16 protein-coding genes and 1 tRNA gene are annotated in these 14,120 nt (G+C 61.0%); 7 read left to right on the forward strand and 10 right to left on the reverse strand.

Annotation, left to right across the window (positions count from 1 at the left end):
• Nucleotides 1–6 precede the first annotated feature (6 nt).
• The gene (locus HYX42_RS09070) at nucleotides 7–231 is read left to right on the forward strand and encodes a hypothetical protein (protein ID WP_293402049.1); all 225 of its coding nucleotides are present in this window, start codon (nucleotides 7–9) and stop codon (nucleotides 229–231) included.
• Between the two features lie 18 nt (nucleotides 232–249).
• Here the strand turns inward: HYX42_RS09070 and HYX42_RS09075 are convergent, their stop codons facing one another.
• The 5 genes from HYX42_RS09075 to ureE all read right to left on the reverse strand — a co-directional run bounded on the left by HYX42_RS09075 (nucleotide 250) and on the right by ureE (nucleotide 3,716).
• Nucleotides 250–1,452 (reverse strand): multidrug effflux MFS transporter, encoded by a 1,203-nt coding sequence (locus tag HYX42_RS09075; RefSeq protein WP_293402051.1) that lies wholly within the window; start codon nucleotides 1,450–1,452, stop codon nucleotides 250–252.
• Between the two features lie 109 nt (nucleotides 1,453–1,561).
• Nucleotides 1,562–1,651 (reverse strand) — tRNA-Ser (locus HYX42_RS09080).
• A gap of 63 nt (nucleotides 1,652–1,714) precedes the next feature.
• A complete protein-coding gene (gene ureG / locus HYX42_RS09085; protein ID WP_293402053.1) occupies nucleotides 1,715–2,371 on the reverse strand; it encodes an urease accessory protein UreG in 657 nt (218 codons plus the stop codon).
• On the reverse strand, nucleotides 2,368–3,045 hold the full coding sequence (locus tag HYX42_RS09090) for an urease accessory UreF family protein (protein ID WP_293402055.1): 678 nt from the start codon (nucleotides 3,043–3,045) through the stop codon (nucleotides 2,368–2,370). Before HYX42_RS09090 ends, ureG begins: the two co-directional genes overlap by 4 nt.
• A gap of 11 nt (nucleotides 3,046–3,056) precedes the next feature.
• Entirely contained in the window at nucleotides 3,057–3,716 is a 660-nt protein-coding gene (gene ureE / locus HYX42_RS09095; protein WP_293402057.1) for an urease accessory protein UreE, read from the reverse strand.
• Between the two features lie 66 nt (nucleotides 3,717–3,782).
• On the opposite strand from ureE, the gene HYX42_RS09100 reads away from it, so the two are divergent.
• Together HYX42_RS09100 and HYX42_RS09105 are read left to right on the forward strand one after the other, a co-directional pair.
• The gene (locus tag HYX42_RS09100) at nucleotides 3,783–4,007 is read left to right on the forward strand and encodes an AbrB/MazE/SpoVT family DNA-binding domain-containing protein (protein ID WP_293402060.1); all 225 of its coding nucleotides are present in this window, start codon (nucleotides 3,783–3,785) and stop codon (nucleotides 4,005–4,007) included.
• A complete protein-coding gene (locus HYX42_RS09105; RefSeq protein WP_293402062.1) occupies nucleotides 4,004–4,390 on the forward strand; it encodes a type II toxin-antitoxin system death-on-curing family toxin in 387 nt (128 codons plus the stop codon). Before HYX42_RS09100 ends, HYX42_RS09105 begins: the two co-directional genes overlap by 4 nt.
• A gap of 15 nt (nucleotides 4,391–4,405) precedes the next feature.
• Here HYX42_RS09105 and ureC read toward each other — a convergent pair whose 3' ends face one another.
• The 5 genes from ureC to HYX42_RS09130 are packed head-to-tail and all read right to left on the reverse strand — an operon-like array spanning nucleotide 4,406 to nucleotide 7,964.
• A complete protein-coding gene (gene ureC, locus HYX42_RS09110) occupies nucleotides 4,406–6,124 on the reverse strand; it encodes an urease subunit alpha (RefSeq protein WP_293402064.1) in 1,719 nt (572 codons plus the stop codon).
• Complete coding sequence (locus HYX42_RS09115; RefSeq protein WP_293402065.1) at nucleotides 6,124–6,429, reverse strand: urease subunit beta; 306 nt, start codon at nucleotides 6,427–6,429, stop codon at nucleotides 6,124–6,126. Before HYX42_RS09115 ends, ureC begins: the two co-directional genes overlap by 1 nt.
• A 23-nt stretch (nucleotides 6,430–6,452) precedes the next feature.
• A complete protein-coding gene (locus tag HYX42_RS09120; protein WP_293402067.1) occupies nucleotides 6,453–7,070 on the reverse strand; it encodes a HupE/UreJ family protein in 618 nt (205 codons plus the stop codon).
• A 53-nt stretch (nucleotides 7,071–7,123) separates the two neighbouring features.
• On the reverse strand, nucleotides 7,124–7,645 hold the full coding sequence (locus tag HYX42_RS09125; RefSeq protein WP_293402069.1) for a formylmethanofuran dehydrogenase subunit E family protein: 522 nt from the start codon (nucleotides 7,643–7,645) through the stop codon (nucleotides 7,124–7,126).
• Nucleotides 7,646–7,661: 16 nt separating this feature from the next.
• Nucleotides 7,662–7,964, reverse strand: a complete 303-nt coding sequence (locus HYX42_RS09130) for an urease subunit gamma (RefSeq protein WP_293402071.1) — start codon at nucleotides 7,962–7,964, stop codon at nucleotides 7,662–7,664.
• 710 nt (nucleotides 7,965–8,674) lie between these two features.
• Between HYX42_RS09130 and HYX42_RS09135 the strand changes: the two genes are divergently transcribed.
• The 4 genes from HYX42_RS09135 (at nucleotide 8,675) to infA (ending at nucleotide 14,086) form a co-directional block, all read left to right on the forward strand.
• Nucleotides 8,675–12,064, forward strand: a complete 3,390-nt coding sequence (locus tag HYX42_RS09135; RefSeq protein WP_293402451.1) for an ATP-binding protein — start codon at nucleotides 8,675–8,677, stop codon at nucleotides 12,062–12,064.
• A gap of 7 nt (nucleotides 12,065–12,071) precedes the next feature.
• Nucleotides 12,072–13,118 carry a response regulator transcription factor gene (locus tag HYX42_RS09140; protein ID WP_293402453.1) on the forward strand — a complete coding sequence of 349 codons (1,047 nt, stop codon included), beginning with the start codon at nucleotides 12,072–12,074 and terminating at the stop codon, nucleotides 13,116–13,118.
• A gap of 401 nt (nucleotides 13,119–13,519) precedes the next feature.
• Nucleotides 13,520–13,774, forward strand: a complete 255-nt coding sequence (locus HYX42_RS09145; RefSeq protein ID WP_293402073.1) for a hypothetical protein — start codon at nucleotides 13,520–13,522, stop codon at nucleotides 13,772–13,774.
• A gap of 54 nt (nucleotides 13,775–13,828) precedes the next feature.
• Complete coding sequence (gene infA, locus HYX42_RS09150) at nucleotides 13,829–14,086, forward strand: translation initiation factor IF-1 (protein WP_293402075.1); 258 nt, start codon at nucleotides 13,829–13,831, stop codon at nucleotides 14,084–14,086.
• Nucleotides 14,087–14,120: the final 34 nt, after the last annotated feature.

The following is a 14,120-nucleotide window of genomic DNA, read 5'->3' on the forward strand; positions in this document are numbered from 1 at the left end:
GTCACTATGGAAACTTCAAGCATCATTCTTCTCGCCGTCACGGCCTCCATCAGCTTTTGTCTGGGCCGCACGGTTGTTTATTTTCGAGACAAAAAACGCAAGGCTGAGAAAGAGCGTCTGGAGGCTCTGGCAGCCAAAGCCAGGCGTGACGCACCACCCGAGGCAGAATCAAAAAACAAGAGCAAACGCAAACGCCAGCTCAGCCAGCAAGGCCAGCAGAAAGCTGACTGACAGCGTGGGCCAGGCGGCTCAGGCTGCAGCTTTCCGAATGCCTTTGATGTGACGCAAGGTCACCCATGACAACACAAACGCCACCGCCGCACTGAAAGCAATTCCCGCCAGCATGGGCCTGGCGCTGCCATCCACAAACAGGCCGGTGACAGCCATGATGACCGCGCCGGTCACAAACTGCAGCGTGCCCATCAGCGCTGATGCAGTGCCCGCGATGGGGCCGTGTTCGTCAAGTGCCAGGACGGCCGTGGTGGGTATCACCAGACCGAGGAAGCCAAACCCGACAAAGAGCAAGCCCAGCATCACGTCCAGACGGTCAACACCCAGCAGGTTCACGGCCAGCAGGACAAGCATGATGGCCGCATAGCAGCTTACCGCCACCTTCACCACGGGCGCCAGTCCGAACCTGCCGGTCAGCCGGCCCGTGAGCTGCGACATACCAATGAATGAGGCCGCATTCGCCGCAAAGGCAATGCTGTACTGCCGTGGCGTCAGGCCGTAGTGGTCAATCATCACAAAAGAAGAATTGGCCAGGTAGGCAAAAAAGCTGGAGATGCCAAAGGCGCCTATGAACACCAGCCCCAGAAAGTGTTTGTCGCGCAGCAGCAGCCAGTAGCCGCCGAGCGCGCTGCCAAAGCTGCTGCCCAGCCGCTCTTCAGTCGGACGGGTTTCGGGCAGGCTGGTGGCAATCAGGATCAGGCCCAACACCGCCGCCACCGTCACAGCCCAGAACACGCTGCGCCAGCCTATGGTTTCAATCAGCAGGCTGCCGGCCAGCGGCGCAAGAATGGGCGACACGCTGAAAACGAGCATCAGCAGCGACATGATGCGCGCCGCATCGTGTCCGGTGTGCAGATCGCGCACGACGGCTCGCGGAATCACCATGCCGGCACTGGCGCCCAGGCCCTGGATGAAACGCAGGATGACCAGCGTATGGATGTCGGGTGCGAGCGCGCAACCTACGCTGCCGACGGCAAACAACACCATGCCGAAATACAGCGGAGCCTTACGCCCGACCATGTCCGACACCGGGCCGTAGATGATCTGGCCTATGCCCAGCGAGATGAAAAACGCCATCAGGCTGGCCTGCACCGCACTCATGGAAGCACCCAGGCTTTGCCCGATGGAGGGCAGGGCGGGCAGATACATGTCGATGGCAAAAGGGCCAATGGCGGAGAGCAAGCCCAGCACGAGTGCGGTCTTGAAAAAACTTGTTGTCATGGATAGGTCCACTGGGCGCCGCCACAGAGCATCTATAAAAGAGGCTGGTGGTTGTCAGGGTCGCCAAAAAAGAAAAAAGGATCTTGAAAGACACCTTTCAAAACCCGATTGGCGGAAGCTGTGAGATTCGAACTCACGGAGGACTCGCATCCTCGGCAGTTTTCAAGACTGCTGCATTCAACCACTCTGCCAAGCTTCCGTAACTGCTCATTTTAACCGCTGCACATGGCTACTTGCCAACGAGCCCGAAAAAAGCCTTCTTTCAGGCTGAGTGCAACATGCCCTTGGTCTCGATAAATGCGACGACTTCCGCCAGGCCGGTGTTGGTCTTCAGGTTGGTCATCACAAAAGGTTTGAGGCCTTTGGGCGTGGTGCGCATGCGTATGGTGTCGGCTTCCATCACCTTCAAATCGGCGCCCACGTAAGGCGCGAGATCGGTCTTGTTGATGACGAAGAGGTCACTCTTGGTAATGCCGGGTCCGCCCTTGCGGGGGATTTTTTCACCGGCTGCCACGTCGATCACGTAGATGGTGAGATCGCTCAGTTCGGGGCTGAATGTAGCAGCCAGGTTGTCGCCACCGGATTCGACAAACACCACATCTGCGTCGGGAAAGTCGACCAGCATGCGGTCTATGGCTTCGAGGTTGATGGACGCGTCTTCGCGGATTGCGGTGTGCGGGCAGCCGCCGGTTTCCACGCCCATGATGCGGTCGGCATCGAGCGCGCCGCTGACGGTGAGGATGCGCTGGTCCTCTTTTGTGTAGATGTCGTTGGTGATGGCGACCAGGTCGTATTTGGTCTTCATCGCCTTGCAAAGCATTTCAAGCAGGGTGGTTTTGCCGGAACCAACCGGGCCGCCTATGCCGACGCGCAATGGTGGAAGCTTCTTGGTTCTATTGGCGATGTGGTGCATGGTCATGAGCGGAACAGTCGTGAATATTGCGTTTCGTGTTGCGAAGAAAGAATCGCCAGCATGGGCGAGAAGGCTTGGCGCTCTGCATCGGGTAGCGCCAGCGCGGTTTCAACCGCAGGCGGAATCTCGCGGCTCAATCTCGCCAGTATGCGCTGCCCCGCGCTCTGGCCCAAGGGCACAGACTTGAGCGCGGCCTGCATCATGTTCTCGGCCCAGCCAAAGGCGTAGGTCAGCAGGCAGTCGCGTGCATCGGCAGCGGTCTGTGAGGCGGCCAGGGCAAAGGCGACAGGGTAGGTGGGGGGCAATGCGGCACAAGCCTGTATGTGTGCGGCGTTGGCGCCTTCATGGTTGCGCAGCCATTCGAGCAACGAGCGGCCCATCTGCTCGGTCTGTGCCCTGAACTCGCTGGTCTCGCGGGTCTGCAGTACCCAGTCGTTGAGCACCTTGATGCGCGGCATGTCATTTGCGCGCCAGGCGGGGATCGCCTGGGCCATCACGGCCAGGTCACCTCTGGCGAGAGTCAGGTGCAACTGGTCACTGATCCAGCTGGCTGCTGCTTCTTCACCGGTGACGCCTGCAGATTCAACTGCGCTTTCAAGGCCTTCTGAATACGAGAAACCGCCTACGGGCAAGGCCGGTGAGGCCAGCCAGATCAGCTGAATGAGGCTGGAGGCCTGCATCTGCAAATTGCTCAGTGATGGTCGTGGCCGTGATTGCAGCCGGGGCCGTGCACGTGGGGCTTGGCTGCCTGCTGCGCGGGACTGTGGCCGTGCTTGTGTGTGGGCTCGTGTGAATGGTCATGCGCATGATCGTGTTTGTCGTCATGATCATGGGCGTGAGACTTGTGTTCGGCATGGGCCGCGTGGTCATGCGAGCCATGGCCATGCGAATGCCCGCCGGCGCTGTAGGCCCCGCCCTCGGGTTCAAACGCTTCATTCACCTCATGCACGATCAAATGCATGGACCGCAGCATGTCGGCCAGCACATGATCGGGCTCTATCTTCAGGTGGTCGGGCTTGAGTTCTATCGGCACATGGCGGTTGCCCAGGTGGTACGCGGCGCGGGTCAAATCAAACGCCGTTCCATGGTCGCTGCAGTGCGTGATGCGCAGCACCGGCTGCGGTGCGGCCAGCACCTTGACCATGGAGCCGTCTTCGGCGACCAGTACATCGCCGCCGCGCACCAGCGTGCCGCGCGGCAAAAAGATGCCGAGCTGCCGGCCCGAAGAGTCGGTCGCGTCGAAGCGGCTTTTCTGGCGAACGTCCCAATCGAGTTCGACAGTCGCTGCGCGTTTGATGAGCACGGGTGCGAGGCCCGCACCGCCGGGGATGATTTTCGAAACCTGGAGCATGGGTGACTTGATATGGGAAATGAAGAGTGATAGTATAACAATTGTTATAACTTGAAGGCGTTTGCCATGTCTGCTCTGAAACTGACACAAATCGGAAATTCGCTGGGCGTGATCTTGCCCAAAGAAGTATTGGCACGTATGAAAATTGAGAAAGGCGACACGGTTTTTCTGACGGAGGCGGCCAACGGCATTACGTTGACGCCGTATGACCCGGAGCTTGAGGAGCAACTCAAATTGGGCCGTGAATTCATGCGCGAATATCGGGATACTTTCCACCAACTGGCCAAATGACCGTGTGGAAATGGGTCAATCGTCAAGTGCTGCTGTTGCTGCACGACGAGAGCCTGGCAGAGCATGGTGGAGCCCCTGGCCTGCGTGACGAGGGCCTGCTTGATTCGGCTTTGGCCAGGCCATTGAACCTTGCGCTGTATGGTCAGCCGGATGTGGCCGATCTTGCTGCCTCCTACGGGCTGGGGCTGGCAAAAAACCACGCGTTCGTCGACGGCAACAAGCGCACCGCATTTCTTGCTGTGGGTATGTTTCTGGCCGTCAATGGGTATCGCCTGCATGCAACCCAGGCGGATGCAACTTTGACGGTCATGGATGTGGCCGCCGGGACGATGGACGAGTCCACCTTTGCGCAGTGGATCAGAGACCATATCCAGATCCGTTAAATCCGGTAGCGCAGGTCAAAACAAAAAATAACGCTGCGTCATCGGCAGGCTTTTGGCGGGCTCACAGGTCAGCAACTGGCCGTCGGCGCGCACGGCGTAGGTCTGCGCATCGACCTCCATCTTCGGCAGATAGCTGTTGTGCACCATGTGCTGCTTGCGCACGCCGCGAATGTTTTTCACGGCGCTCAAGGTCTTGGCCAGGCCAAAGTTTTCCTTGATGCCTGCGGCCAGGCCGGCCTGTGACACAAAGGTCAACGAGCCTTTGGCGATGGCGCCGCCGAAGCCACCGAACATGGGCCGGTAGTGCACCGGCTGCGGTGTGGGGATGGAGGCATTGGGGTCGCCCATGGCCGCCATGGCAATGAAGCCGCCCTTGAGGATGACCGAGGGCTTGATGCCGAAGAAGGCCGGCTTCCAGACCACCAGGTCGGCCCACTTGCCGACTTCAATTGAGCCGACCTCGTGCGAAATGCCGTGTGCAATGGCCGGGTTGATGGTGTATTTGCTGATGTAGCGCTTGACGCGGAAGTTGTCGTTGCGGTCGGTGTCGCCGTCCAGCTTGCCGCGCTGCTGCTTCATCTTGTGTGCGGTCTGCCAGGTGCGGATGATGACCTCGCCGACGCGGCCCATGGCCTGGCTGTCTGAGCTCATCATGCTGATGGCGCCCAGGTCGTGCAGCACGTCTTCGGCAGCAATCGTCTCCTTGCGGATCCGGCTTTCGGCAAAGGCCAGGTCTTCGGCGATGGCTGCGTCCAGATGGTGGCAGACCATCAGCATGTCCACATGCTCGTCAAGCGTGTTGACGGTGTAGGGCATGGTCGGGTTGGTGGACGAGGGCAAAAAGTTGGCCTCGCCCACGACCTTCAAAATGTCAGGTGCGTGGCCGCCGCCCGCGCCTTCGGTGTGAAAGGCGCAGAGCGCGCGGCCCTTGGTCGCGGCGATGGTGTTTTCGACAAAACCCGATTCATTGAGCGTGTCGCTGTGGATGGCGACCTGTGTGTCGGTCTCGTCGGCTACGTCGAGACAATTGCTGATGGCGGCCGGTGTGGTGCCCCAGTCTTCGTGCAGCTTGAGGCCGATCACGCCGGCGTTGATCTGTTCATGCAATGCAGCGGGCAGGCTGGCGTTGCCCTTGCCCAGAAAGCCCAGGTTCATGGGGAAGGCGTCTGCCGACTGCAGCATGCGTTCGATGTTCCACGGGCCGGGCGTGCAGGTGGTGGCGAAGGTGCCGGTCGCCGGGCCGGTGCCGCCGCCCATCATGGTGGTGACGCCCGAGGTCAGCGCTTCGTCGATCTGCTGCGGGCAGATGAAGTGGATGTGAGAGTCGATGCCGCCGGCCGTGACGATCATGCCTTCGCAGCTGATGATCTCGGTGCCGGGGCCGATGATGATGTCTACGCCCGGTTGCACATCAGGGTTGCCCGCCTTGCCGATGGCGGCGATGCGCCCGCCCTTCAGGCCAATGTCGGCCTTGACGATGCCGCTGTGGTCGATGATGAGGGCGTTGGTCATCACGCAATCAACCGCGCCCTGCGCCCTGGTTTGCTGTGATTGCGCCATGCCGTCACGAATGGTCTTGCCGCCGCCAAACTTCACCTCTTCGCCGTAGCTGCCGGCGCGCAGGGTGTAGTCGGCCTCGACCTCAATCATCAGGTCGGTGTCGGCCAGGCGCAGGCGGTCGCCCACGGTGGGGCCGAACATCTCGGCATAGGCGCGTCTTCCTATCGTGGCCATTACAGTTTTCCTTGGATGAGGCCGCGAAAGCCGTAGATTTTTCTGTCGCCGGCGAAATCGACCAGCTCTACAGTGCGCTGCTGGCCGGGCTCGAAGCGCACGGCCGTGCCCGACGCAATATTCAGCCGCATGCCGCGCGCCGCGTCACGCTCAAAGCCCAGCGCCTCATTGGTTTCTGCAAAGTGGTAGTGCGAGCCGACCTGTATCGGGCGGTCAGATGTGTTTTTGACCACGACTGTTACGGTGCGCCTGCCGGCGTTGAGTTCGTGGTCTGCGCCGTCGGTGATCATCTCGCCTGGAATCATGGCTGTGCCTTTTTTTGGGTTGTTCAGGCCAGGCGTGCGAGCAGTAGGGCGCCAAACAGCGCAACACCTGCGCCTGCGAGGCGCGGCACCCAGACACTGGCGCTGCGCAGCGCCCAGCCGATAGCCAGGCCGGTGGCGTGCAGCAGCACGGTGGCGGCCAGCATGCCGGCCAGCGTGATGGCCGCGTCAGCGTTGCCTACCAGTTCATAACCATGGGCCAGGCCGTGGAAGACGGCGAACACGCCCACCAGCAGCGCGGCGGCGATGCCGGACACGCGCAGGCGTGTGATGACCAGCAGCCCGGTGACCAGCACCGAGGCGGCAATCATGGGTTCAACCGCAGGCACCTGCAGGCCTTTGAGGCCCGCCATCGCGCCCAGCAGCAGCATGGCGGCAAAACCCACGGGACCCCAAAGCATGTCAGGCCCGGCGCGGCGGGCGGCCAGTGCACTCCACAAGCCGACAGCCAGCATCACGGCCAGGTGGTCAAAGCCCGTCAGCGGGTGGACAAAGCCGGCCAGGAAACCGGGATGGATGTGGTTTTCGATGCCGGTGTGCGCGGCAGCTGCCATTGGCAGCGCCATCAGCACCATGGCCAGCAGAGAGGCGGGTGAATGTGAGCGGAGGAATTGTGTGTGCATGGCGGTGTTGTCTTTCCTTTTTCAGTGGCGTCCTGGCGGCAAGAAGGGGGTGCTTATTTTGTGTCTGTCACGCTGTAGAGCTGCGCAGCCGGCGTAGCCATCACCAGGTCGTAACGTTCGCGCGGCGATTTTTGCGGGTTCATCTGGGCCAGCGGCGCAATGGCGCTGGCCGGCACGCGGTAGGTGACGGCAGCGCCTGTTGCGCGCTTGCGCACCTCGACCATCGCCATGAATGACGCATCTGAAGATTTCGGAGCCAGTGTCAGCGTGCGCTGGCCGGGTGAGGCCGATGTGGCGACCAGCACGCCGTCGGTCACGCAGGCGCAGGGCGCATCCTTGCCCTCGGTCACAAGCACATCCACCTCGCGGGGTTTGGCGCCCAGGCGCCTGAGCGCGTCTTCGCCAATGCGTATGCCCAGCGCGATGTGGGAGCCGAAGCCGCCATGCACGGTTTCACCCAGGGTGATCCATTCCGCAGGGCTGCGTGCGGATTCCTGCGCGTGGCTGAAGGTGGCGGCGCCCAGGCACAGGCCTGCGGTCGCCGCGATCGTGAGGAGTCGTTGGTGTATGGCCATGCTGCTTTGTGCCGGGTCAGACGATGGGCTGGTGCACGGTGACCAGCTTGGTGCCGTCGGGGAAGGTGGCCTCGACCTGAATGTCGGGGATCATCTCGGCGATGCCGTCCATCACATCGGCGCGGGTCAGCACCGTGCGGCCTTCGCTCATGAGCTGCGCCACGGTCTTGCCATCGCGGGCGCCTTCCATGACGGTGGCGCTGATCAGGGCCACGGCTTCGGGATAGTTGAGCTTGAGTCCGCGCGCCTTGCGGCGTTCGGCCAGCAGGCTGGCGGTGAAGATGAGGAGCTTGTCTTTTTCTCTGGGAGTCAGTTCCATGGCGCGCTTTTTTTAAGGGGGAGCAGGGACTGGAAGGCCCGGTTTCTGCTGATGCCAGGCAGCAAGAACGGTGCCATTGGCTGCCATCTTATCCCTGTGTGCTGTGGGCGTGGCTGTCCGGCGGGCGGATTGAAGCTGAAGTGCCGGATCACTATTAAAAAAGTAGCTGCTCACGTACGTATTCATTGGTCTTGAGGCTGATTTGATGCCTCAAAAAGCATTTTTGATGTGCCCCACGGGCCGTCGCAAGCCGCTGGCCGGGTTGCAGCGATGATTTTTAACGTAAACATTAAAAAATTAACGTATACGTTAAAAATGAATGAAAAGTTAACTTCTGTATTAACATTTCACTGGTCTGGTCGCTCAATTGGCCGAAAAGCTATCAAAAACCGCCCAAAAACTGGCATTTTCAGGCATTAAAACGGCTGCAAGCCAATGAATACATACGTAAGCTGCTACTAATTTAATAGTGAATTTGTGGCGATCCGGCATGCGCGGCCTGGTCCCAGACCCAAATTCCGGCGTCAGGCCAATGGCATGGAACCTGCAGCAAGGCCCTGCCCATGACCGCCACGCCCACTGTCGTATCCGCTACCGCCACCCCGCCCGCTGCAGACGCGGGCACCGTGACGGCGGCCGCGCTCGGCGAGCCGGTGCAGCGCATCATCAAGGTCAGGCGCGACTACAACAGCTGGGTGGCCAGCGAGACCATGGAAGATTACGCACTGCGCTTCACGCCTCAGCGCTTTCGCAAATGGTCTGAATGGCGGGTGGCCAACACGGCTTTTGGCGCGGCGTCCTTCCTGATTCTGGAGGCCGTGGGCGCAACCCTGCTGGTCAAGTACGGCTTCACCAATGCCTTCTGGGCCATCGTGGCCACCGGGCTGATCATCTTCCTGGCCGGGCTGCCGATCAGCATTTACGCCGCGCGCTACGGCGTCGACATGGACCTGCTCACGCGCGGCGCCGGATTCGGCTACATCGGTTCGACGCTGACATCGCTGATCTACGCGTCCTTCACCTTTATCTTTTTTGCACTGGAGGCGGCCGTGATGGCCTATGCGCTGGAACTGGCGCTCAACATCCCGCCCAGCTGGGGTTACCTGATATGTGCGCTGGTGGTCATTCCCATGGTCACGCACGGCGTCTCGGCCATCAGCCGTTTCCAGGTCTGGACGCAACCGCTCTGGCTGGTCATGCTGATCGTGCCCTTTGTGTACGTTTTGGTGCGTGATCCGGGGGCGTTTAACGGGGCATTGCACTATGTTGGTGAGAAGGCCGGTGCCAGCGGTTTTGATTTGCACTTGTTTGGTGCGGCATTGACGGTGGGCATTGCGCTGATCACGCAGATGGGCGAGCAGGCCGACTACCTGCGCTTCATGCCGGTGCAGACCAAAGCCAACCGTTGGCGCTGGTGGGCCAGTGTGCTGGTCGGCGGGCCGGGCTGGGTGTTTGTGGGCGTGCTCAAGATGCTGGGCGGCGCGCTGCTGGCTTACCTCGCCATCTCGCACATGGTGCCGCTGGACCGCGCGGTGGACCCCAACCAGATGTACCTCGCGGCGTACGAATACGTCTTTCCGCATTACGGCGTGGCGGTGGCGGCGACGGCGATTTTTGTCGTCGTGTCGCAGCTCAAGATCAATGTGACCAACGCCTATGCGGGTTCGCTGGCCTGGTCCAATTTTTTCTCGCGCATCACGCACAGCCACCCGGGCCGGGTGGTGTGGGTGGTGTTCAACACGCTGATCGCCTTCATGCTGATGGAGATGAACGTCTTCCAGGCGCTGGGCGATGTGCTGGGGCTGTACTCGAACATTGCGATTGCCTGGGTGATGGCCGTGGTGGCCGACCTCGTCATCAGCAAGCCGCTGGGCCTGTCGCCACCCGGCATTGAGTTCAAGCGTGCGCACCTGTATGACATCAACCCGGTGGGTGTGGGCGCGATGGCGCTGGCCTCGCTGCTGTCAGTGACCGCACACCTCGGTATGTATGGTGAAACCGCGCAGGCGTTTTCTGCGGTGATTGCGATGGGAACTGCCTTTGTGACGGCGCCGCTGCTGGCATGGGCAACGAAGGGGCGTTATTACATTGCCAGAAGCCCGGAGGCTGCCGACGCGTCGTACAAACGTTATTCAACCCGCCAGTGCGTGATCTGCGAGCGGCCTTATGAGGGGCCTGACATGGCGCATTGCCCGGCCTATGGCGGCCCCATCTGCTCGCTGTGCTGCACGCTGGATGCGCGCTGCGGCGACATGTGCAAGCCGCACGCCAGCCTGTCGGCGCAGTGGTCGTCGGCGCTGCGCTGGCTGTTGCCCAAACGCGCCTGGCCTTACCTCGACACCGGCCTCGGCCACTTTCTGCTGCTGATGCTCATCATCATGCCGCTACTTGCAAGCGTGTTCGGGCTGCTCTACCACCAGGAGCTCAGCGGGCTGGCGCAGAGCCTGTCTGACGCTGAGGTGCTTGAGGCGCCCGAGTCTGCGTTGCGCTCTGGCTTTATCAAGGCCTACATGGCGTTGCTGGTCACGGCCGGGCTGGTGGCCTGGTGGCTGGTGCTCGCGCACAAGAGCCGGCAGGTGGCGCAGGAAGAATCGAACCGCCAGACGCATTTGCTGATGAAGGAAATCGAATCGCACCGCCAGACCGACGAGGCGCTGCAGGAAGCAAAGCGCGTGGCGGACCAGGCCAACCAGGCCAAGAGCCGCTACATCAGCGCCATCAGCCACGAGCTGCGCACGCCGCTCAACAGCATATTGGGTTACGCCCAGCTCATGGGTGAAGACGCCGCCATACCGGCGCACCGCAAGCAGGCGGTCAACGTCATCAAGCGCGGCGGTGAGCATTTGCTGTCTCTCATTGAAGGCACGCTGGACATCGCGCGCATCGAGGCCGGCAAGCTCACGCTCAACGTCAAGCCCATGCAGTTTGCCGACGGCATGCATGAGCTGGCCGGCATGTTCGAGCTGCAGGCAGCCGCCAAGGGTCTGGGTTTTGTGTTCGAGGCCAGCGGCAACCTGCCCGAGACCGTGCGTGCCGATGAAAAGCGGGTGCGGCAAATCATCATCAACCTGCTGGGCAACGCCATCAAGTTCACGGCTGAAGGCCAGGTCACTTTCCGCCTGCGCTATGCACGGGAGATGGCGTATTTCGACATCGAAGACACGGGCCCAGGCATGAGTGAAGAAGAACTCGCGCAGATATTCGAGCCGTTTGCACGCGGCGGTGCAGCGGGCCAGAGTGCTGCAGGCACGCCGGGCGCAGGCCTGGGGCTGACGATTGCCAAAATGCTGACCGACCTGATGGGCGGCGAGATGACACTGGTCAGCACGCCGGGCAAGGGGAGCATCTTCCGCATACGCCTGTTTTTGCCCGAAGTGCACGGCACCGCTGCGGCGCAGGGCGCGCTGCCACCGGCGAGGCGCCAGCCGCGCGCCTATGCGGGCGGGCGCCGCAAACTGCTGGTGGTCGACAACGAAGAACCCGACCGCGAACTGCTGGTGCAATTGCTGGAGCCCATGGGCTTTGAGTTGCGCACGGCAGCCAGCGGCCATGACTGCCTTGATTTGCTGGCGGCCGGTTACCAGCCCGATGTGATCTTTATGGACCTCGCCATGCCCGGCATAGACGGCTGGGAAACAATTCGCCGTGTGCGTGCGGCCGGCCATGAAGGCATACACATGGCCATCGTCTCGGCAAACGCGTTTGACAAGGGGCTGGAGAACGACGTCGGCATACGGCCTGAAGATTTCATCGTCAAGCCCGTGCGCCATACCGAGCTGATTGACTGGCTTGAGCGGAGACTGAAACTGGCCTGGCTTTATGATGCGCCAGCACCCGCGGTGGCTGAGGCTGCCGCAGTGACAGCATCGCCACGCATACTGCCAGACGCGCCGCAGATCGCGGCACTGCTGGAAGTCGTCAACCTGGGTTTTTACCGCGGCATCATGAACAAGCTGGCTGACATCGAAACCCTTCACCCCGAAACCACCGTGTTCGTAGAAGACATGCGTTTGCTGGCCCGCCAGTTCCAGTTCGAAGCCATGGGCAGGCAACTCACCCGCCAGGACAACCGCGAGGAAAGCCATGAGCAGCGTGCTTGAGCCTGACATGAATGCCGCGGCCGCGCAGGGTCTGGAGCGCACGCTTGACCGCACGCTGGATCGTGCCAACAGCGATGTGGTGCTGGTGGTCGACGACGTGCCCGACAACCTTTCGGTGCTGCATGACGCGCTTGATGAATCGGGCTACACCGTGCTGGTTGCCACCAGCGGCGAAGCGGCATTGCAGCGCGCAAAGCAGGCCTTGCCAGACATCATTCTGCTCGACGCCATGATGCCCGGAATGGACGGTTTTGAAGTCGCCAAGCGCCTCAAAGCCATGCCAGAGACAGCGCACATCCCCATCATTTTCATGACGGGGCTCACAGAAACCGAATACCTGGTCGCCGCGCTTGAAGCCGGCGGGGTGGATTACGTCACCAAGCCCATCAAACCGAAAGAAGTGATGGCCCGCATGGGCGTGCACCTGCAGGGCGCTCGCCGTGCGCGGCAGGAGGCACGCCAGGCCGGCCAGGCGCGCAATGCGCTGGACGCTTTCGGGTATGCCAGCATCACCGTGCGCCTGGGCGGCGAAGGCGAGGGCAAGCTGATCTGGCAGACGCCGCTGGCGCGCGATCTGCTGCTGCGTTATTACGGCACATCGGCACCGCAGACGCCCGAGCCTGTATTGAACTGGCTGCGCCGCCATGCGCTGGATGTCACGCCCCATACCGAGCCGCCGCGCCTGACCGCAGAGCTTGGCCAGCGCCGGCTGACCTTCAGGCTGCATCAGCAAACGGGTGATGGCGAGATTGGCAATGCGGGCGAAGCCCTGAGCAGCGACTGGCTGATCGTGATGCGCGAGATATCGGAAGACGCCATTGTTGAAGCCATGAGCCTGAGCTTCAAGCTCACGGCGCGTGAGGCCGAGGTGCTGTACTGGGTCGTCAAGGGCAAGACCAACCGCGACATCGCCGAAATCCTCGGCGCCAGCCCGGCGACGGTCAAAAAGCACCTGGAGCGGGTGTATGTGAAGCTGGGGGTTGAGACCCGCACGGCGGCGGCCGGCATGGCGATGAACCGGATTCGCCAGCTGCATCCGCAGTTTGAGGGCTGAATTCTTGGGGGAATACCCGAAAAGCACGCTTTCGGCCACCGGGTTACAATAAGTGCTTCGGTCACGCATCAGCGTTTACAGCGAAACCCCCATACCAAGCGGGTTTTGTCTTCAAAATGCGGCGCTTCCAGAGCTTCGAATCACAAATGCTCCCCCGGGTTTCACCTTCTTCACGATATTGAAATCCTCCCCAAACGGCTGCATTTACTGGCGAGCACCTCCACCAACGGTGCCCACTCAAGGCTCAACCTGTTCCCCTTTTTTTTTGGACAATGAACGGGTAGAAACCGAATACCGTTGGCCGGGATTTCCAGGCCGTTTTATGTTTTCTATATATATGTGAGTACCCCGCCGGGTATCTCCAGATCAACAAAATGATGAGCAACCCGGCAAAGATTTTTATGACGATTTCCCAAAATATCGCGGTTGGCAAGTACCTTGTCTCACCGCTTGCAAAACCACAGGAGACCGGCGGCTATGCTGCATCGGTTTCCATCCGTTCTGGCCAGGGCAGCGCCACGCATGACCGCGTGATGCGCTTTACCGGCCTGTTTGACAGCGCCGCAGCGGCCCTGCACTACGCCACCGAAAACGCACTGGCCTGGATCCAGGAGCGTTCTTCGCCTGTCGGCCTGAGCTGCACCGCCTGCGTTTAACAAGACGACGACCCACAACGTCCTACAGATTTACAGTATTCAAGGAGTTTCACCATGGCTAAAGAAGAACTGATTGAGATGCACGGGCTGGTTGATGAGGTGCTGCCCGATTCGCGCTTTCGTGTGACGCTGGACAACGGCCACAAGCTCGTGGCCTACACCTCCGGCAAGATGCGCAAGAACCACATCCGCATTCTGGCGGGTGACCAGGTGTCGCTTGAACTCTCGCCTTACGACCTGAGCAAGGGCCGCATCACCTTCCGCCACATCGCTGGTCGTGGCCCAGGGCCCGGCGGCGCCGGTCCGCGCTGATCTATTGATCTGTATGTGCGTTAAATAAAAAAGG

The sequence above is a fragment of the Polaromonas sp. genome, assembly GCF_016185115.1.
Classification (GTDB): Bacteria; Pseudomonadota; Gammaproteobacteria; order Burkholderiales; family Burkholderiaceae_C; genus Polaromonas.